Consider the following 20,830-nt stretch of genomic DNA (forward strand, 5'->3'; position numbering starts at 1 on the left):
AGAAGAGAGACTTTCAGATATTAAACTGAACAGAGACGGCTCTATTATCCTTGCCGGAACCAGCGCTACAGAATTAGGAAAAGAAAACTGGAAGATTATAAAGCTAGGCGATAAACAGGTAGATCAACTGATCCCAAAATATGATATTAAGATCTATCCGAATCCTGTTTCAGAGTATGCTTACGTAGAAATCGGTTTCGATTTTAAAGAAGCTGAGATTTTGTTGTATGACATGAGCGGAAGACAGCTTCAGAATCTTAAAACGAAGAATAAAGTGACTAAAATAAATACACAGGCGCTGGTGCAGGGTGCTTATTTAGTGATGATAAAAACGGATATGAATAAAACGGCTAATGCTAAGTTGATTAAGAAATAAACATGAAAAAGAATAAAATATTATTATTGGCTCTTAGTATTGCCAGTCACTATTATTGGGCACAACTAGATGGACCTCCCCTTGCTCCTTTAAAAGTAAAGGCGCCTAATGTAGATGCTATCTCGGTATTTAATTTCATAGAAAGCCCTGTTTCTCTTCATACAGGATTGGTTAATATAAGCTATCCTATATATGAGATTAAAACAAAGGGACTAACTATTCCTATTAATCTAAGTTATTTTTCCAGAGGAGTCAGAATTGAAGATATTGCTTCATCCGTAGGGATGGGCTGGAGCCTTAATTATGGAGGTATGATAAGCCGGCAAATCCGCGAGGTGGCAGATGAAGAAGGAGGTTATGGTTATTTGAATAACAATGTATACAATGGCTTTTTTACCGATAATGAGGAAAGGAAGAAAGTCATGCAACGGATGAACAGTGCGGAATTAGGAAAAATATATGATCTTGTACCCGATCAGTTTTACTTTTCAACAGCTGAAAATTCTGGAAAATTTATTTTAGACAGATATGATAAAAAAGCTGTTCAACAACCCTATACTGATATAAAAATAGAACCGGACTGGAGCCAGGGCTCTGTTCTTCACAGCTGGCTTATCACAGATACAAAAGGAAACAGATATTATTACGGAAGGAATGCTGAAAAAAATATTAATTATGAAAGTGTTATTAGAACACGAAATTTTAGACAAAAGCATCCATTTGCTCAGATTGCAACTCTTGATAATATAGAAAGCATAGATCCTGATAGTTGGTATCTTCAAAAAATAATAACTCCTTATAATGATACTATTACATATAATTATACCAAAGATGAGGTAAAATATTACAAAAAAAATTATGACCAACAAATTATGCCATGCCTTGCTCCATGTGATAATCCTCCTGATAATGCAGGAACAATTTATACTTTTTTTTCTGATGTAAATGAAGATAAATATTCTTTAGAGTCCATTGAATTTCCACAGGGAAAGGTACAATTTGTGACAGGAAGTACTGGACGACTAGATGTAAACCATGGTTTCCCATTGGAGAAAATTATAGTTTACGATAAGTATAATAAGCCCGTAGAATCTCATACATTCACCTATAGTTATTTTGATGCAGCACCAAATTTTTTAAGTACAAACGTAATATTAGTAAATAAGGATCCTAGTTCACTGAAAAGGATGTTTTTGACAGAAATTAAAAAAGAAGGATGGAGTAATAATTCTCCTGTTTTAATTGAAAAGACTAAATATAACTATAATTACGGTGAAAAAAACGCATTACCGGATCGCTTTTCAACTTCTAAAGATTTATGGGGATATTATAACAATCAGAACAATAGTACATTTGATCATTTTTACGATCATCAGGGGGTAATAACTAACAGAACGACCAGTGAAACCCATTCAAAAGTTGGTATTCTTACCTCAATAGAATTACCTACTGGAGAAAAAAGAGTGTTTGAATATGAGAACAACAAATTACTTGCTCCCTATTTTAATTACAGTAAAATTGCTGGTTTTCCTAATGTAGACGGTTTAGGATATAACTATGGACCCGGGCAAAGAATAAGGTCGATAAAATATTATGATGGTAATGAATTAAAGCTACAAAAAACATATGATTATACATCTGGTTCAGGAAAGTTATTCGGACTTCGAGAATACAGAGCTATATTAGGATACAAAAGTTTCCCCGCGGTAGGTCCCATTCCCATTCTTGATCCGGACGGAGTAATGGGTGGAGATCTTAATTCAGCTCTTGAATCCAGGGATTTTGGATATGAATATGTCACAGAATATTTTGGGAATTCTTCGAGTAATATCGGTAAAATAGATTACACATTCAGTAATCATCCCGATACATGGAATTTTACAGATTATCCTTTTCACTGGGCTAATGATAATAACTGGTTAAGAGGATTACTTCTGAACCAAAAATATTATGAAAGTAAAAACAATCAATATGTTGTTGTACAGGAAATAGACAACCATTATAAAATTGGTGGCTACAATTATCCTGATATAGCTGATTTGGTGGGTCCGGTACCTGGTGGTTTCGCTTTATCTTCTGTTGTTTTTGATTATGAGAAAACCAATTATTTATATAAGACCCCTTTGGCGAAAATTTATTTAGATAAAAGGATAAGTGCTGGTTTAGCTCAAACTGGAACCAACCCTTCATATCTGATACATATAGATAATACAAATAATAATCGGAGATGGTATTATAAACCTTATTTCTTTACTGCGGGAAAAATAGAAAAAGATGAAACAGTAGTCACTTCCTATTATGGCAATAATCAAATAACTACGAAAACAAAATATACATACCCTTCATACTCCAATAATATTTCTATAGTAAAGAACGAAGGCACCGACGGAAGCATATTAGAAACTAATTATAATTACGCTCAGGAAAAAGGTCATCAACTAATGATCAGTAAGAATATGGTAGGTATACCATTGGAAACTGTGACATCTAAAACAACAGGTAACGTTACTAAAACGATCTCTAAGGTTGAGACTTTTTATCCACCAGCTATTCCTAGTGCACAAACCGGAAATCTGGTATTACCACTATCAGTAAGGTCTTTTAATATTCAGAATCCTACCGATATCAATAGGGCAACTACAGACATCACCTATGATCAATACGATATCAAGGGAAATCTGCAGCAGTATACGACCAAGGATGGAATATCAACTGTAATCATCTGGGGATACAATCAAACCCAGCCTATTGCCAAAATTGAGAATGCAAAATTAGCGGATATTGGGCAATCTTTCATCACGGCTATCGTCAATGCCTCCAATACGGATGCAGCGGTAGGTGCTAATAATGATGAAACCAACTTATTGAATGCCTTTAATACATTCAGAGGACAATTACCTGGATATAAAATCACGACTTACAGCTATGATCCGCTTATCGGGGTCAGAAGCATCACTCCACCATCAGGAATAAGGGAGGTTTATCTTTATGATTCAGCCAACAGACTGAAAGAAATCAGAGAAAACAGCCAAACAGGCAATTTATTAAAAGAATTTAAATACAACTACAAACAATAAAAAAACAGAAATTATGAAAAGAATATTCTCAACAATTGCCGTCATCGCAGTTTCTTTTACCTACGCTCAAGAAATAGCGTTCGATAAATTGTACAGCAACTCAGATCCTGTCAACTATGTTATAGGTCACTATCCTGTCCAGGGTTCTGACGGCCTTAAAATCAACTGGCATGGAGGAATAAGATTAGAAGCATCAGCTGGAAAAGGAATTCAGGTATTAAAAGACGGAAATGTAGGCATTGGAATTCAGGATCCTCATTCCAATTTAGAAGTGGGTGATCAAAACGGGGGTAAAATCACTATTTCAACCGGAGGATCGAGCGCTTCTTCAGCGAACCCTAAATATCCGACCTTGGAATTTGCAGGATATTTAAACTCTCCTAAAGCAAGAATAACAGCGACTGAAGAAACAGGGAATAAATACGGATCAAAATTCTCGATTTTAGTAAACGATAACACTAATGCTACCCAATTGGTGGAAAGGTTTTCAATTTTGCAAGATGGAAAAGTGGGAATCGGAACCTCTGCTCCCGTCGAGAGACTTGATGTTTCAGGAAATATCATTGCAGGAGCCAGTAGTTCTACTGAAGGGATCAATGCTCTTGCCATACGATATGTGGACGGTTCTCTGAATAACTGGGGATCTCTCAGAAGTTCAGCGTCTACGTATATGAGCTTTGGAGTAAAGGCAAACGGTTCCAACGTAGGATGGTTATCCAGTAACGGAACCTTAAGCTATGTAAAAGCTGCGGTTACGCTAGATAATGAAGGATTTAAGTTTATGGCATCCCCTGCTCAGCAAACAGCTTTGAATGTTCCGGTAAACATGAATGAACTTCTTAAAATATCTCCTTCCGGAAATGCTTCATTAATAGGAAAACTGGAAGCCAAAGAAATTAAAATCACCCATACGCCAACTGCTGACTTTGTCTTCGAAAGTGATTATTATCTTCCCAATTTAGAAGAAGTGGAAAGACATATTAAAGAGAAAAAACACTTACCGGAAATTGCTTCGGCCAAAACCATGGAAAAAGAAGGGGTCAACATCGGAAGTTTCCAGATTCAGCTGCTGCAAAAAGTAGAAGAACTGACTCTCTACAGTATTGAGCAAAACAAACAGCTGAAAAACCAGCAGCAAAGAATTCAGCAGCTGGAAAGAGAAAATACAGAGCTTAAAAACTTACACCAGGAAGTAGAACAGCTGAAAAAGCAATTTCTTACCCTTAAAGCCAACCACTAATCCCATGAATAAAAAAATATGTTCTATTCTCTTATTGGCGGGAACTGTGATGCACTACGGGCAGATTGTCCTCAATGCTCCTCCTACGGCTAATACAGAGGTGTCCGATCCCCAGAGCATACGTTTGCTCCCGGGATTCAATTTCAATTCCAACAGCGGAACGTTCAGGGGATATCTGGGAACTTCCGGGAATTCGGGAAATAATCCTTATGTTCCTGTGGTGGTAGATCCATCTACCAATATCGCGAACACTGAAAATTATATCTATACCCGACAATATCTGGCTCCTACCACGACATCAAATGCTTCACTCCCACAGATACAGGGAATACAGTTTTTTGACGGATTGGGAAGACCTAAACAAAATGTAAGCATCAAATCTACCCCTGGTGGAAAAGATCTGGTGACGGTAATTCCTTATGATGGTTTTGGTCGTCAGGTAGACTCCTGGCTTCCGGTACCCATGGCTTCTCAAAACGGGAATATCCAATCCGGAGTGGAAAGTACTGCCACCGCCTACTATCAATCCAATGGGATTAACGACTCCTTTCCGTTTACCCATAAAAACCTGGAAAATTCACCTCTTGACCGCGTGTTAAACGTTAAAAATCCGGGTGCCGACTGGCAGAATAAACCCGTTAATTTTGGTTATGATGCCAATACGGTAGCGGATGGAGTAAGAAAATTCACCACCACCACGACGTGGGTAGAAGGAGCTACGAAATCTGTGCTTGGAGAAAACTGGCTGTATTCCGACGGACAGCTTTATAAAAATACGGTCACCGATGAAGACGGCAACAAAACCATTGAGTTTAAAAATGGCCAGGGGCAGATCATTATGGTGAAAAAAGAAGATGGCAGCAGCACTTACTACGTTTATAATGAATACGACCAACTGGCTTTTGTAGTTCCTCCATTAGCCAGTATAAGAGGAGATATTGTTGCCAATACCACCAAACATGATGAATTATGCTATCAATACCGTTATGACGGAAGAGGAAGACTGGTAGAAAAGAAACTTCCCGGTAAAGGCTGGGAATATATGGTCTATGACAAACAGGACAGGTTGGTAGCGAGTCAGGATGCTAATTTAAAAGCAAAAGGTCAATGGCTTTACACCAAATATGATCAGTTTGGAAGAGTGGCTATTACCGGCATCAGTACGGGAAGTAGCAGAGTAACGGAGCAGTCATTGGCAGATCTTCAGGGATCTAATTTTGTTACACGGCTTTCTACTCCTCTTTTCAACAGACAGGGAATGGATGTGTACTACGGTAATCCCGAAGGAACCTATCCCAAATCCCCAGCCTGGGTCACGCTATTATCGTTGAACTACTATGATTCTTATCCGGGATATGGTTTTAGTCCGGCTTTTCCTTCCTCTATTCAGGGAGTGCCAACGTTAACGGCAACTCCTTCTTCTGACGGAAGAAGTACCAATGGACTTCCCTTGGTGAGTCTGGTGAAAAATATTGAAGATGATAACTGGTCAAAGAACTATACCTATTATGATCAGAAAGGAAGAGCCATAGGAGGTTATTCTATCAATCATTTAGGCGGATATACCAAAACAGAAAGTCTGCTGAAATTTTCAGGAAAGCCTGAGTATGTCCTTACTTCCCACAAAAGGACTCAAAACGATGCTGAAATCAACATCAAAGAATCTTTTGAATATGACCATCAGGAAAGAGTGGTGAGACACTGGCATCAGGTCAACGGAGCGAACAAGGAACTTCTGGCAGAGAATATATACAATGATCTGGGACAATTGCAGGCTAAAAATGTAGGAAATACCACCGGCAGCCCACTGCAAAGTGTAAATTACCAATACAATATACGAGGCTGGATGACCAAAATCAATGAGCCGGGTAACCTGCTCAATAAACTTTTTGCCTATGAGCTGAGATATAACAACCCGAACTCCCAGTACAGCGGAACAGCCAGATACAACGGAAATATTTCCCAGGCTGCCTGGATCACCCAAAACGATGCCGTCTTAAGAAATTATTCCTATCAGTACGATGGACTGAACCGATTAACAGAAGGTCGCCTATGGGACGCCATGAATCTGGACAGAGGAGAATACACCGAAAGTCTGACCTATGATCTCAATGGAAATATGGGCACCCTGAAACGAAAAGGAAGACAATTCCCGGGATACACAGCTCCGGAAAACAGGGATGACCTGGTATATGAATATGCAGGAAACCGTTTAACCAAAGTCAATGATATTTCTCAAAACCCTTCAGGATATCCTCTGGGAGGAAAAGCTTTTGGGTATGATGACAACGGAAATATGACCATGCAGGAAGATAAAGGCCTCACCATCGCCTACAACTACCTGAACTTACCTCAAAGTATTCTTTCTCCACAAGGGAATACTTCATATCTTTACAGTGCTGATGGAACCAAGGTGAAAAAGACTTCAGGAAGTAAGGTGGTAGATTACCTGACCGGCTTTCAATATGAAAATAATACACTACAATTCTTCCCAACCTCAGAAGGCTACTTTGATTTTGTGAAAAATAAGTATATTTACAACTATACAGATCATTTAGGAAATGTGCGATTGAGTTATATGAACAACGGGTCCGGAGTAGAGATCATTGAGGAAAGTAATTATTATCCTTTTGGGGTAAAGCATGAAGGGTATAATATCCTGACTGGGAATGCTGCGTATCAGTACAAGTACAACGGGAAGGAGTTGCAAGAGACCGGAATGTATGATTATGGAGCAAGAATGTATATGCCGGATCTGGGAAGATGGGGCGTGGTGGATCCACTGGCAGAAAAATCTAGAAGATGGAGTACTTACAATTATGCTTACAACAATCCTGTTAGGTTTATTGATCCGGATGGAATGCAAGCAGAAGATAAGATTAAGATATTTAATAATGGAGATATAAAACGAACAGTAGATAGTAATCCTTATGATACTATTACTAATGAAGATGAATCTAAATCTATAAAAATTGCTCGTACCAATGTAACAGATACAAACCCAACAGGAGATTCTCAAATAGGAACTATAAATACAATTCCATTAAAAGTACCTGGAATTGATGAGGCTCCAGGAGGAGAACAGTTTACATTTTTTCAAATTCAGAATTATGACGCTGCTACCCAATTCTTTGAATTTGCATCACTTAATACGGATGTTGAATTTAGACAAGAATTGTTTTCTTTCTCCGATGGAGGATCTACTAATATGATTACTACAAATGGGATGAAAAATTTAGTTTTTGGAATTAGTGATATTTTTGAAAAAGATTATACATTTTCAGCAGGCCATAATGTTGGAAATTCTACAAAAACAGAAATGTCACATTCACATCCTGATGAAAATCCGTTTTGGCCTTCTGGATATAATAATCATGGAAAAGATAGTAATCCTACTTTTACCCCTGGTTTACCTTGGTACGATAGAAAATCAGCAAACGCCACAAATAATTATGTTTTCAGTAAATATCTGCATAATTTAAACGGTGGTGGCTACATCAAGTATAATACAGAAAAAGCAACTTATACAAAAACAAAAAAATGAAATTTTTAAACCTTATATTAATAATCTTATTAATATCCTGTAAGGGACAGAATATAGAAAATAAACAAAATAATTTAAAAAAAATTACCCAGTCATACATCGATTTTAAGAAGAGTATTAGAAAGTTTGATATGGAGAATGATGTTATTTTGATAGGTGCAAATTCTATTGATAAGAATTCCTATTGGTTGGATATTGTATTTGATAATAGCTATACTTTATCTGGCATGGACTATAAAGATTTATATCAAATAGATGGACTAAAGGTTATAATATTTAAAGATTTGGATAAAAGTCAATTGTTGGAAGAGCTTTTCGATAAAATCCCCTACGAGAATCTTAATAAAGCAAAATATAATATGACTTATGACTTAGTTCCTTTTCATACGGAGCTTAATAATAAAAATGAAATTTTATCAATAAAATCAAAGTATCCAATAAAAGATATACTTCCTTTTTTAAAGAAAAATAAAGTAAAATTTTCAAAGGACTACCAAGAATAATATTACATATATGAGAGGCTTTCTTTAGGGATAGTCTCTCATTATATTAAGTTCTACAAACTACAAGTACAATGGCAAAGAGTTGCAGGAGATGGGAATGTATGATTATGGTGCAAGGATGTATATGCCGGATATAGGAAGATGGGGTGTTACCGATGCAATGGCTGAACAATTTAGCTCACTAAGCCCATATAACTATGCGTTAAATACCCCAATTATGGTTGTTGATCCTGATGGGAATTATGCAGTAACCTATACTGGAGCAGCTGCACAGGAGGCTTTTAGAGCTTATAGAGAAAGTATGTCAATAAACGAAACTTCTAATTATTTTTCAGGATTTAATTTTATGCCTAACTGGCACAGAGATGAAAAAGGGAATCTAGTTAAGGATAAAGGAGACAATGTGAAAACGTTAAGAGAATATATAAATAAAAATTATAAAGAAGCAAAACTTACTTCGTCTGCTGCAAATACTTTATATGCTACGTTAAAAAATGGTAAGGTTAATTTAAACCAGCTAAATCCCGAGACACTAAATCAAAATTTATTTGGATATAACTATCCTGGACCTGATAATCCCAAAAAGTACAATGGAGAATCAGATTATTCTGTAGCTCCTACGGAGATTGAAGTTCCTGCATATTTACATGATAAAGACTATGACGAATTAGGTGCAAAAGGAGCAAATGGCCTTTTTGCAAATCCTGCAACTATATCTGCTGATAATCGTTTTGTTGAGCGAATGGGAAAACTCTCAGATAAGTACCAAAAAGAAGGGAAGTATAAATTGATGCTTCAGTCTACCATAATAGGGAATGGGCTGGGTGCTGCTTCAGCTCCAAAACAAATAATAAGTAAAGTAAAAGCTGCTATAACAGTTCCATCAATATTAACGCACCCCTAAGTATGAGAAATAGAAAAATTTTATTTAATACAATGCTATTTAGTTTGATTTATGTGATATTAGGTACTATTGCAGTAGTTGTAAGCTTTCCTAAATATTCAATTTTAGACTTTGATTATAACAGCCCATTATGGATTCCATTAGTTGTGGTAACCTTTCCCGTAAATATTACTTTGTTCGGTTTAGTAATGGTTGACAACTCATTTTTATCCATTTTCATACTTCAGACAATAGTTTTTTTAATTTTATGGTTTATTTTATACAAATTGGTTTTATACTACTTTAAGCTAAAAAATAATAATAGAAAATAAATCTATAACAACAAGCCCTCCCCGCTGCCGCGCGAATCCTTTCGCGTGGCATTTTTATTATTGACAGTGCAAAAATTATTATATTTACAACTATACAGATCACTTTGGAAATGTACGTTTAAGTTACATGGGTAGCGGGTCCGGAGTAGAGATCATTGAGGAAAGTAATTATTATCCTTTTGGGTTAAAGCATGAAGGGTATAATATCCTGACTGGAAATGCTGCGTATCAGTACAAATATAACGGCAAGGAATTGCAAGAGACTGGTATGTATGATTATGGTGCAAGGATGTATATGTCGGATTTGGGAAGATGGGGAGTGATAGATCCTGCTGCTGAATTAGGAAGAAGGTTTTCGCCTTATAATTATGCTTTTGACAATCCTGTAATGTTTATTGACCCTGATGGAATGTGGCCTTGGCCAACTTGGGGACAAGTTAAAAGCTTTGGGAAAGGAGCTTGGAATACGACTGTAGGAATGATTAAAGGCTTAGGTACTTCCAATGGAATATCAGGAGTACTGCAAGGAAGTAGAGAATTTAATAAAATTTATAATGCGTATCAAACAGGTGAAGCCTCTGCTGCTGTAAAACAATATGGAAAATCTCTTTATGAAACAAGCGGTGCAAAAGCGATTGTTCAAACAGCAAAAGGCGTGGCAAAAGGAGATGCTGAATCTATAGGCTCTGCAACCGTTCTGGTAGCCGCTGCTGTAATTAGCCATAAAGCAGCAGGTGGAACTAAAGCAGGAGGAAAAGTAGCCGCTGTTGAAACATCAACAATGAATGAGTTGACAAATGCTGTTAAGGAGAAAGCAGCACAACTAAAGGAAAATAAACAATTTGTAGCAACTGTTTCTGGAGCAGAATTAAATGGTCAAACTGTTATAGCAACAAGTGGAAATGCTCCGTCAGTTATAGCCCCACAATTAGAGGCAGTAGTAAATGAATTGGGAGGTTTAAATACTTTAAATGAAAGTTCTGGAAATCGAGTTGGTTGCTGTTCAGAATTTAATGGTGGAAATCAATTATTATTAGATAATCCTTCTGCAACTCCAGGACAAATCAACTTTACAGAAGCTATAAGACCTAGAAATGGTAAAGTAATTCAAATGTGTGAAAATTGTAAAAAAACTTTTGATAGATAATATTGATTATGATAACAGAAATGGAACAAGCTGGTTTAGACATAGATTGGTTTATTACGGATGGTGAATATATTGGATTTATGGCTTCAGGCGGTGGTAAATTACCTGAATCAGTTGCAAAATCTAAAAAAAATAATGAACTATTAGTTGAATATTTTAGGAATTTGCCTGAAATATCAGAGGTAGTAATTAATCCAAAATTAGACGATATATTAATTAAAATATTTGGTTCAGGAGTTGATGAAAGATATTTGGAATATTATGTGTCAATGACAAAAAAAGGATTATTCTCTTTTGATAAAACTTATCCAAACCAGTTTTCAGATCCTAACTATCATTTAGTTACAAGTCCAAAAACTCCATTGAAATTAAAAGAGCTACCACAGGACATATTAGATATAGTTATTGGAACGCAATATAATAATACGCTTATGGAAGTTCAAGAAATTAATAGATTAGAAATTAATTAAAATAACAAAGCCCCGCTGCGGCGCGAATCTTTTCGCGTCGCATTTTTATTATTGACAGTGCAAAAAATAAGTATATTTACAACTATACGGATCATTTAGGAAATGTACGTTTAAGTTACATGGGTAGCGGATCCGGAGTAGAGATCATTGAGGAAAGTAATTATTATCCTTTTGGGTTAAAGCATGAGGGGTATAATATCCTGACTGGGAATGCTGCGTATCAGTATAAGTATCAAGGACAAGAGTTGCAAGAGACGGGGTGGTACAGCTTTAAGTGGAGAAATTATATGCCAGACTTGGGAAGGTTTTTTAATATAGATCCTTTGAGTGAAAAATATGCTTATCAATCTCATTATAATTTTTCGGAAAATCGAGTTGTTGATGCAAGAGAGCTGGAGGGATTAGAAGCTGTAGATTTTAGAAAGAATGATGGCTATAAAAATTTAGTTGTTGTTGTACAGGGATGGTCGGGAGATACGAAGAGAGGATATACCCAATCTCAGAATGTAGGAGGTAGCAATAATCCTGATTTTAAAGGAAAAGGAAACCTTGATCTTACTGGTATTGGAGGATTAGTTGGTTTAGCTAATTCTAATACTCGAGTTGTTGTTTTTGATTCATCACAGAATGAAAATACAAAAAATGACCTCAAATCAACTATCTCAAATTTTAATAATGTGCATTCAGATGGTGTGGTTGCTGCTGTTGGGCATAGTTTAGGAGGTGATAATCTGGTAGAATCAGTAAATGAAAATAAAAATTTAAAAGTAGATTTAATGGTGACTTTAGATATAATGGATAGTTATTCTGATACAAAGATACCATCTAACGTATCGAAAGCGGTTAATTACTACCAGACAAAAAATATATACGGAGGAGAGAAAATAGAACCTACAAGCGATAATAAGACTACTAAAATAGTAAATGTTCTTGCCCCTACATCAGATCATAAAAGCATAGATAATGATTTAAGCACAAAAGTTAGAGATGTTGTAAAAAGAGAATTAATACCTAATCAATAATGAAAACAGTCACAAAAATAATTTTAATTATTTCAGTAATTCATACCGTACTTTTATTATATTTTCAATATGATTATTTTTTAGAATTTACCCCTTTGGTGATAGTTCTATTGGCAATTAACTTTTACATGATTTATAAATACAATAATAAGCTGCTAAACTTTATTTTAAATGGTTTATTGTTTGTCTTTCTAATATTTTGCTTCTCCTTTGGGGTAGCATTAAGGCAGGACTGGTAGACATAAGCTTTATAAAAACAACAAAGCCACTCGTTTGAGTGGCTTTTATATTACATAATAGATTGCAGCTTAATTTGTTTAAGGAACGCATCCAGGAGAGCGAAGACATGTTGTCTGTCGTTCTCTTTTAGTTTTTGGATGTCAAGGATTTTGGAGACGATATTTTTATCCAGTAGAATATCCGTAGAGCCTACGAGATAATCCAGAGATACTTCCAAGGCTTCTGCCAGCTGCCGCGTGAATCTTTTCGCGTGGCATTTTTATTATTGACAGTGCAAAAAATAAGTATATTTACAACTATACAGATCATTTAGGAAATGTACGTTTAAGTTACACGGGTAGCGGATCAGGAGTAGAGATCATTGAAGAAAGTAATTATTATCCTTTTGGCTTGAAGCATGAAGGGTATAATATTCTGAGTGGGAATGCTGCGTATCAGTATAAGTACCAAGGACAGGAATTACAGGAGACTGGATGGTACAGTTTTAAGTGGAGAAATTATATGCCAGACGTAGGTAGGTTCTTTAATATAGATCCATTAGGAGAAAAATATACCTACAATTCTACCTACGCGTTCCAGGAAAATAAATTGGGAATGGGGGTCGAATTAGAAGGATTGGAATTATTAAAAAATCATACAGGATTTTTTGCAATTTATGGTAACGCAATGAGAGTTGTGCGTGCTCCGACATCGCAAATAAGTAATGGCCAAGCAAATTTTACGGCTGCTGATATTGGATTAAGCACACAAGGATATAATCCGGGTGCAGCAAGAATATCTGATGGCTCCAGCGGTTTAAAATTGAAATCTTACGCTTATAGTGGCCCTACTCCAAATGGAGCAACTATGGAGAATTTACAGGAAACACCGGAAAGTATGGATAGGCAAAAGTTTACCACAACAAAAAGAGGTTTAGAGATGACCAATAAAATGATAAAGAATTATGATAAACTCAATATTGCTGCAGGAGGGGCACAGGAACTGGTTGGATTATTAGATCTAGCTGTTAATGTTCCTGATGCAGTAAAGAGCACAAAAGTATATGTACAGGCTGTAAATGATGTTAAAACAGTTGATTTTCAGGGCTCACAAATGGATAAAGCGATTAAATATGTTGATGGGAGTGGAATTAAAATGAATCAGCAAACGAGAAATGATGTGATAAATTACATTTTTGATGGAACTTTACCTAATCCACGAGCAGGATTGATGCCAAATTCTTTGATTATCCAAAATGGATCACAAATTATGAAAACTAACAACATTCCGATCCAACCAGTTAATCAACAATTAAACATAAATAAAAAAGTTTTACCGTAATGAAGTCAGCAATACTATATTTAGTTTTATTATTGTTTTGTATAAGTTGTGTATCACAAGATCAGAAAGATAAAGAACAGATAAAAGAAACAGTTGTAGAATATTGGAAATCAGTTAAGTGTAATGATTTACAGTCATATAACAATTTAATTTATAACTCTGAAAATTATCCTGGAGTAACTGCCTCTGAATTATTTTTTTTGAATAAACATTATAATGAAATTAACTCTAAAAAACATTTTTTAAATAACATTATTATAAAGGATACTATAGATGCTTTTGTTCCTAGTGTTAAAATGAAATACGTCCAGTATACATATAAAAAAGAAAACGATACAACTTACTTAAAAAAACCTTTAGTTATTACGTTAATGTTTTATAAACCTAATGGACTTAATAAAATATCTAATCCTGGAGTTTTAGAAAATCACATAGGTTGGGATAAATAATTTTGATAACTATATGCCCCCGCTGCCGCACGAATCCTTTCGTGTGGCATTTTTTTTAATAACAAGGTTTACGTATTCTGGATTGATATTTTAGATCCTGATGAAAAAAAACAAAGAAATCTTAGCTGATTATAAAAAATGTAATTAATTTTAACCTGTTCAAATTGCTGAAATAAAGAATGTTATGATGGGGGGCGTGATTCATTTATCCAGCTTGTTTAAAATAGAATATTATGAAAATACCAATCATTTCCAGGGTGTCTTTTTTCTTTGTATTGTGTTTGTTCACTTTTTCTTTTGGAAAATTATGGGCATCTCCGGTTGTAAAGATTAAAATGTATGAAAACTCCGCTGTACTGAATGCCACGATTATGCGCAGTACAGTGACTAAGCTTGCAGAAGGTGTTACCTATGAAATATTTATGTTTACCAATGCTAACGGAAAAATAGGTAAAATAGATATTGCGGTATTGTCTAACGAGAAGAATATTGATGTTCAAAGTCTGATTCTGAAAACCTTTCAACAGTCTGTTATAACAACGGTACCTGGTATCAGACCTTGTCTTACAAATGAGGGATCAGATAAAGATACATTAAAATGTATTCAGCCATGGGTAGAAAAGCAGTTTGAAGGAGTAACTGTAGATTTGATCATGAATTTGTTTGAACAGCATTTAGGTGAAGTAAGGGAATGTTTTCACTCCAAAGCAGTGGATCCGGTATGTGTTTCCGGTATTCTGTTTCCTTAGCTTGAATACAGTTAAATTAATACCTATACCCATCTTGCCATTCTAATTGCAGGGTGGGTTTTATTATTGGGTGAGGATCTCCATTAAGACCAGAATAGATACTAATTTCTTTGACGATTTATAATCAGGGCTCAGCTTTTCACGGATTTCTCCAAGGGTTTTGCTGAGTTTATTACTCACGGTCTTATTACTTATCCCCAGAGTTTCGGCAGTTTCGTTTACTGACATATTCTTTCGTATTCTCATATCATACACCTGCTGCTCCGTGAGAGGGAGTTGTGCAACTATTTCATCAATCATAGACAATAAAGACGAAATTTCATTTTCTTCAAGAATTTCGAAATAGTCTGTATCAGATAGTTCTGCCTCATTGGGAATATCAAACTCATCAATACTCACAGTAGGAGGGGCTTTTTTATAACTGTTGTAATAATCAAGGATCCGGTAATGAAGATGACGAAGTAAATACCCTTTTGCACTTCCTGAATCATCAGTATGTATTGCATCCGTATTTTCCAGGATTTTCACCCAAAGATCCTGAAGGATTTCTTCCGTAATTTCTTTATCCCGCGTACGTACAAAAACAAATCGATAGAGACTATTCCAGTATCGGTCATACAGCAACATAAAAGCAGGGCGGTCACCTGATTGTATTTTCTTTAATAATATAGAGTCTGTCGGGTTCATAATCTGACCACAAAATTACCTAAAGGAAAATTAACTTTTTGTGAACTTTGGGTATAGTAACATTAAATATTTCTGAAAAATACCGCTTAAAAAGGGTTATTATGTTGAGTAAATGTGAAAAACGAAGAAAATTATTAACAATTTGGTCATAATATGAATAAAACATTAACAAAGCCTTAGGGAAGTTTTTCATTTTCACTGTCTTATAGATAGAAGTATCTGTGAATACCATGAAAGACTCTATGAAACGTTTAACATATAAAAATATTGAAACCTTTGTTTTCAGACTTTGGGAGCGGGAAGTTTCGGAACATACAATTTCTGAAAAGGAAAATGAACTTTTAAAACAATGGAAGAGCCATACAGAAAAAGATCTGGATTCCATTCATATGAAAGAATCAAAAGAAAGAATACTATCCGGATTGGAACACTACTTTTCATCATCGGATAGTATTGCTGTCAACAGATTTAAATCATATATCTATAAGATGGCAGCTGTTATTATTCTGTTACTGTCTTTGGGAGGTATTTTCACTTACACAATGTTTATTAAGCCGGATGTGTACGTTGCAGGAGCCGGAAATCGTATTGTTCACCTTGAAGACGGATCTGTGGTAACCCTATTGCCGGGATCTGAGCTTACTGTAGAAAAATCATTTCCCGCTTCTACGAGAGTGGTCGATTTAAAGGGAGATGCAGTATTCTCTGTAGCCAAATCAAAAACACATCCTTTTATTGTGAATGCAGAGGGGTTCAGTACCAAAGTATTGGGAACCGTATTTAAAATTTCACAATCCGGGAAGAAAAAAGCGGTAGACCTTTATGAAGGTAAAGTAGCGGTCTCTTCTTCAGGAGTACCTGTTTCTTATCTGAAACCCAATCAAAAGTGGACCAACTTCGGAATCGCCCATACGACGGCCATTATTTCTATGACTTCAGACAAAACTTCAGGAAAAAAAGCTTTTGAGCTTTTGTCTTTAAGCTTTAATGATGTCCCGTTGAAAGAGGTGGTTACAATCCTTGAAGGCAATTATAGTACAAAAATCCACTATCCTGAAGAAATTGAAAATAAAAAGATTACCGCAGACTTTACAGGAGGAACCTTTGGAGAAAATATTGAATCACTCGCCTTTATATTGGGATTGGAGGTGCAAAAAAAAGATAATATCTACACCCTGAAAAAATAAAAAAACAACCATAAAAAAAATTAATAATCAGATAACCTTAAATCAAAAAGAGAACATTTACGTATGAAAAGTTTGAAATGTGGTTTTACCATAGCAGCGTTATTTTTTACGGTAGCAGCCGAAGCACAGGAATTGGTTCAGAAAGTTTCATTTTCTGTTCCTGCCAGCAGACCATTAATCGAAGTATTGGAAGAATTTGCAGGAAAAACAGGGATGAGACTGGCCTATTCAAAAGTAGATATCAAAGAGCTGAAGGTAAAAGGAGTAAAATGTGAAAATACATCGATCAACAGCTGTCTGAAAGATATTACCAGTGGGCTTCCTGTGGTATTCCGGCTTCACGGGGATCTTATTTCAATCAAGTATGAAGGAGGCAATGCTTCTGTACAGGGAAACGGACGTATTTCCGGGAAAATCGTTGACGAGGTAGGAAATCCTGTCGCCGGAGCTGAAGTGAGTATTGCACAGAAAACTGTACTGACGGATAATAACGGTGATTTTACGGTAGATCTTCCTTCAGGAGTGTATAATCTTACCATTAAGGCTCCAAAATATAATACACTCAGAGTAGAAAAACTCTCGGTTGTCAATAAAGAAACCAATACCGTTTCATTTGCTTTAAATACAGTTTCGGATAAAATTACAGATATTAAAGAAGTGGTGGTAACGGCGACACGTAAAGCCGATACTCAGGCTGGATTACTGGCTCAGCAGAAAAAAGCAGCCCAGATGAGTGATGGGATTTCTGCTGAACAGATTTCCAAAACACCGGACAGCGATGTCGGTGGAACATTGAAAAGAGTAACCGGAATCACAACGATCGATAACAAATATGTAGTAGTTCGCTCAATGGGAGAACGATGGAACACCGCGGCTATGGATGGGATTAACCTGCCCAGTACAGAAGCGTATAATCAAAACTTCTCATTCGATATTATTCCTACGGCCATGGTAGAAAGTGTGGTGGTAAGCAAATCAGCCACTCCGGATATGAATGCCAATTTTGCTGGAGGATATGTGGAGGTAAGAACCAAAGATATTCCCAATGAGAATTTTACAACAATAACGTTAGGAACATCTTATAATGATCAGGCCACATTTAAAGAAGCACTTACCCGTAAGAGAGGAAAATACGATTATTTCGGATATGATGACGGGACAAGGGATTTTCCAAAAGGATTGGAAGCACTGGCAGTCAACAATCCTCAGCTTTTTGAGCAATCTAAGCAGTTTGTCAATGACAATTTTACTACTTATAAGACCAGAGGAGATATGGGATCTAATATTCAGGTAGCATTAGGAAGAACCTATCGTCTTAAAAATAATAACAAATGGGGTTTTGCGGGAGCTTTCATCATCAAAAATGAGCAGAATAAACTGGATATTGACCATACGGGAAGAGGAAACTGGCTGGACACCAACAGCCCCCGGGATCCTGAAGGGAATATCACTTTTTATAACTTTAAAAATAAAGGAGCCTCGTACAATTATAATTCTACCGTAGCAGGAATGCTTAATTTCGGTGTACAGTTGAATAAGAGCAGAATTTCATTCCGTAACTCATACACTCATATTTATGATAATACCCTGACAAGAATTACCGGCTGGAATGAGTACACAGGGGGAAGTGGAATGGCTTCCAATGCAGAAGCTTCCTATAATTATTTCTATAACGGAATCGTTCCCAATAATGATCCTTCACAGATTAAATCTTTAGACAAACCTTTTACAGGAAACACAGATTATCCTGTCTACCAGATGTTTTTACAAAATAAACTGGAAGGAAATCACAAAATAGGCAATATGGAAATCAACTGGTTTGCCGCCAGAACCGGAGTTTCTTCTGATACTAAAGACTATACAATACATCAGACTTTATACAATTTTATAGGGAGGGAAATTTTAAATTATCATGAGGTCAATAACTCTTCCAGTGACTTTGCCAGAGGGTATATTGCCACTAAAGAAACGGATTACAACTATGGAGGTTCCTTCAAATGGAGTTTTGATAAAAATGCATTTAAAAATGACATAAAAATCGGATATGCGGGGGCATCAAAAACGAACACCAATCAACAACAAAAATTTTTACTGAGAGTGGATGAAAAACGAAATGTACCCAACAGCAAGATTCTACAAATGTATGGAGCTCTTTCAGATTGGTTTGACGGTTCCCACTATGCACCCGGGGGAATCGGATGGGAAACAAGACCCTTGTATAATAATGAAAAATATGAAGGTGAAGTAGAGCAACACGCCATGTATGTAATGTTTGATAATCGCTGGAGGAATAAATTCAGATTAGTATGGGGATTGAGAGCAGAATATTTTAAATATGATCTTATCTCTCAACAAATTGATTCTGAAGACGCCAGGAATGTCAATAAACCTGTCATTGATGATCAACCATGGCAATGGATGCCTTCAGCCAATTTTACGTATAGCCCCACCAATAAAATGAATGTGAGACTGGCATATAACAAAACGGTAATCCGGCCTCAGTTCAATGAAAGAACAGGACTACCTTATTTTGATCCGATTGCCAACGGAATGATTTACAACACATCAATGGTATCATCTGTGGTCAATAATTATGATTTTAAATTTGAATGGTTTCCGGGATTAGGAGAAATATTTTCTGCAGGAATCTATTATAAAGATATAGATAATCCAATTGAACGTGAAGGCTATCTGTCAGGAGAAGGAAATCTTTACCTGTACAACGGAAACTCCAAAAATGCAAAGCTGAAAGGGTTTGAAGTGGAAGTAAGAAAAAATCTGGGGTTTATTGCTCAGAATCCTATGCTTTCTCATCTTTTTATCAGCGGAAATTTTACCTATAACAGTACCAAAGTCATTGCTTTTAAAGACAAGGAAAAAACCGGACCTCAGGATGATACGTATGAAGTGTCAAGACCCCTTTACGGACAAACTCCTTATGCGTACAATTTAGGACTGATGTATGATGGAGAAAGGTTGGGGTTGAGTTTTTTATATAATGCCAAAGGGGATCAATACATTACGGTAGGGTACTCCTATAATGGAGAAGAAATACAGCGTCCCTATGCGGTAGCAGATGCACAGATCTCCTATAAATTTCTCAGAAACAGAAATCTTGAAGTGAAATTGAATGTGAAAAACCTCTTCAACAGAGTGAAGGAATATTATAACAATTTTAATTCTTACGTAGCCAAAAAGAATGGTGGAGGAAGTGATGTCCTTACAGACAGAGAGTCTATGGAACTGGCTCCCGGTGCTACCGATAAGTATGATAAGAATATTGATAAAATCTTATTTCGTGCTTACAGTGGAAGAATGTTTGGGTTGAATGTGATTTATACATTTTAATCCATCATAAGATAGAACTTAAGTAGACCTCTACAGGTTTCGGAATCCTGAACATGAACCGGATAAATACTGATGAAGCGCACACCAGTACCGGATCAGCAAACCACCGACTGCTATTGTCTTTTCCCGAACATCAGCAGAAAAAAGGGAAGTCCGGCAGATCAGCTCCTCATGAAATGCCGGGGAAATAAAAACCAAATCGCAGGAATATAGAGGCGGATATTTCTGAATATTAAAACTTCCGGTTGAAAAACCA

Annotated in this window: 15 protein-coding genes and 2 pseudogenes; 15 read left to right on the forward strand and 2 right to left on the reverse strand. The window is 36.1% G+C overall.

What is annotated here, in order from left to right:
- From C1631_RS00005 to C1631_RS00050, 9 genes and pseudogenes are all read left to right on the forward strand, one after another.
- The coding region (locus C1631_RS00005; protein WP_133248962.1) for a T9SS type A sorting domain-containing protein at positions 1 to 376 on the forward strand (376 nt) is incomplete at its 5' end.
- A gap of 2 nt (positions 377 to 378) precedes the next feature.
- Positions 379 to 3,453 carry an RHS repeat domain-containing protein gene (locus C1631_RS00010; RefSeq protein ID WP_109709590.1) on the forward strand — a complete coding sequence of 1,025 codons (3,075 nt, stop codon included), beginning with the start codon at positions 379 to 381 and terminating at the stop codon, positions 3,451 to 3,453.
- Positions 3,454 to 3,466: 13 nt separating this feature from the next.
- On the forward strand, positions 3,467 to 4,693 hold the full coding sequence (locus C1631_RS24285) for a hypothetical protein (RefSeq protein WP_228440900.1): 1,227 nt from the start codon (positions 3,467 to 3,469) through the stop codon (positions 4,691 to 4,693).
- 4 nt (positions 4,694 to 4,697) lie between these two features.
- Positions 4,698 to 8,237 (forward strand): DUF6443 domain-containing protein, encoded by a 3,540-nt coding sequence (locus tag C1631_RS00020; protein WP_109709592.1) that lies wholly within the window; start codon positions 4,698 to 4,700, stop codon positions 8,235 to 8,237.
- Complete coding sequence (locus C1631_RS00025) at positions 8,234 to 8,740, forward strand: hypothetical protein (protein ID WP_103249789.1); 507 nt, start codon at positions 8,234 to 8,236, stop codon at positions 8,738 to 8,740. The genes C1631_RS00020 and C1631_RS00025 overlap by 4 nt, the downstream gene beginning before the upstream one ends.
- A gap of 43 nt (positions 8,741 to 8,783) precedes the next feature.
- On the forward strand, positions 8,784 to 9,644 hold the full coding sequence (locus C1631_RS00030; protein WP_228441082.1) for an RHS repeat-associated core domain-containing protein: 861 nt from the start codon (positions 8,784 to 8,786) through the stop codon (positions 9,642 to 9,644).
- Positions 9,645 to 10,025: 381 nt separating this feature from the next.
- A pseudogene (locus C1631_RS24290) lies at positions 10,026 to 10,367 on the forward strand (RHS repeat domain-containing protein); the annotation flags it as partial.
- Positions 10,368 to 11,110: 743 nt separating this feature from the next.
- Positions 11,111 to 11,572: a hypothetical protein gene (locus tag C1631_RS00045; RefSeq protein ID WP_103250126.1), complete on the forward strand. Its 462-nt coding sequence runs from the start codon at positions 11,111 to 11,113 to the stop codon at positions 11,570 to 11,572.
- Positions 11,573 to 11,691: 119 nt separating this feature from the next.
- Complete coding sequence (locus tag C1631_RS00050) at positions 11,692 to 12,594, forward strand: RHS repeat-associated core domain-containing protein (RefSeq protein ID WP_109709599.1); 903 nt, start codon at positions 11,692 to 11,694, stop codon at positions 12,592 to 12,594.
- 289 nt (positions 12,595 to 12,883) lie between these two features.
- Here C1631_RS00050 and C1631_RS24295 read toward each other — a convergent pair whose 3' ends face one another.
- On the reverse strand, positions 12,884 to 13,051 hold the full coding sequence (locus tag C1631_RS24295; protein ID WP_228440903.1) for a hypothetical protein: 168 nt from the start codon (positions 13,049 to 13,051) through the stop codon (positions 12,884 to 12,886).
- A 173-nt stretch (positions 13,052 to 13,224) separates the two neighbouring features.
- Here C1631_RS24295 and C1631_RS25075 point away from each other — a divergent pair.
- The 4 genes and pseudogenes from C1631_RS25075 to C1631_RS00065 form a co-directional block, all read left to right on the forward strand.
- A pseudogene (locus C1631_RS25075) lies at positions 13,225 to 13,359 on the forward strand (hypothetical protein); the annotation flags it as partial.
- Between the two features lie 69 nt (positions 13,360 to 13,428).
- Positions 13,429 to 14,154, forward strand: a complete 726-nt coding sequence (locus tag C1631_RS25080) for a hypothetical protein (protein ID WP_228440906.1) — start codon at positions 13,429 to 13,431, stop codon at positions 14,152 to 14,154.
- A complete protein-coding gene (locus C1631_RS00060) occupies positions 14,154 to 14,603 on the forward strand; it encodes a hypothetical protein (protein ID WP_103249107.1) in 450 nt (149 codons plus the stop codon). Before C1631_RS25080 ends, C1631_RS00060 begins: the two co-directional genes overlap by 1 nt.
- A 233-nt stretch (positions 14,604 to 14,836) precedes the next feature.
- A complete protein-coding gene (locus C1631_RS00065; RefSeq protein WP_123966540.1) occupies positions 14,837 to 15,352 on the forward strand; it encodes a hypothetical protein in 516 nt (171 codons plus the stop codon).
- Positions 15,353 to 15,415: 63 nt separating this feature from the next.
- Here C1631_RS00065 and C1631_RS00070 read toward each other — a convergent pair whose 3' ends face one another.
- The gene (locus tag C1631_RS00070) at positions 15,416 to 16,039 is read right to left on the reverse strand and encodes an RNA polymerase sigma factor (RefSeq protein ID WP_103249109.1); all 624 of its coding nucleotides are present in this window, start codon (positions 16,037 to 16,039) and stop codon (positions 15,416 to 15,418) included.
- A gap of 242 nt (positions 16,040 to 16,281) precedes the next feature.
- Between C1631_RS00070 and C1631_RS00080 the strand changes: the two genes are divergently transcribed.
- Together C1631_RS00080 and C1631_RS00085 are read left to right on the forward strand one after the other, a co-directional pair.
- Positions 16,282 to 17,226 carry a FecR family protein gene (locus C1631_RS00080; protein WP_228440909.1) on the forward strand — a complete coding sequence of 315 codons (945 nt, stop codon included), beginning with the start codon at positions 16,282 to 16,284 and terminating at the stop codon, positions 17,224 to 17,226.
- Positions 17,227 to 17,289: 63 nt separating this feature from the next.
- Positions 17,290 to 20,574, forward strand: a complete 3,285-nt coding sequence (locus tag C1631_RS00085) for a TonB-dependent receptor (protein WP_109709604.1) — start codon at positions 17,290 to 17,292, stop codon at positions 20,572 to 20,574.
- Positions 20,575 to 20,830: the final 256 nt, after the last annotated feature.

The organism is Chryseobacterium phosphatilyticum (assembly GCF_002899825.2).
Taxonomy (GTDB): Bacteria; Bacteroidota; Bacteroidia; order Flavobacteriales; family Weeksellaceae; genus Chryseobacterium; species Chryseobacterium phosphatilyticum.

Bases quoted from the DNA above. Each gene is read 5' to 3' on its own strand.
- C1631_RS00045 (WP_103250126.1), top strand. From the start codon at position 11,111: ATGATAACAGAAATGGAACAAGCTGGTTTAGACATAGATTGGTTTATT.
- C1631_RS00050 (WP_109709599.1), top strand. From the start codon at position 11,692: ATGGGTAGCGGATCCGGAGTAGAGATCATTGAGGAAAGTAATTATTAT.
- C1631_RS00025 (WP_103249789.1), top strand. From the start codon at position 8,234: ATGAAATTTTTAAACCTTATATTAATAATCTTATTAATATCCTGTAAG.
- C1631_RS25080 (WP_228440906.1), top strand. From the start codon at position 13,429: ATGGGGGTCGAATTAGAAGGATTGGAATTATTAAAAAATCATACAGGA.
- C1631_RS24285 (WP_228440900.1), top strand. From the start codon at position 3,467: ATGAAAAGAATATTCTCAACAATTGCCGTCATCGCAGTTTCTTTTACC.
- C1631_RS00020 (WP_109709592.1), top strand. From the start codon at position 4,698: ATGAATAAAAAAATATGTTCTATTCTCTTATTGGCGGGAACTGTGATG.
- C1631_RS00010 (WP_109709590.1), top strand. From the start codon at position 379: ATGAAAAAGAATAAAATATTATTATTGGCTCTTAGTATTGCCAGTCAC.
- C1631_RS00080 (WP_228440909.1), top strand. From the start codon at position 16,282: ATGAAACGTTTAACATATAAAAATATTGAAACCTTTGTTTTCAGACTT.
- C1631_RS00070 (WP_103249109.1), bottom strand. From the start codon at position 16,039: ATGAACCCGACAGACTCTATATTATTAAAGAAAATACAATCAGGTGAC.
- C1631_RS00065 (WP_123966540.1), top strand. From the start codon at position 14,837: ATGAAAATACCAATCATTTCCAGGGTGTCTTTTTTCTTTGTATTGTGT.
- C1631_RS00085 (WP_109709604.1), top strand. From the start codon at position 17,290: ATGAAAAGTTTGAAATGTGGTTTTACCATAGCAGCGTTATTTTTTACG.
- C1631_RS00060 (WP_103249107.1), top strand. From the start codon at position 14,154: ATGAAGTCAGCAATACTATATTTAGTTTTATTATTGTTTTGTATAAGT.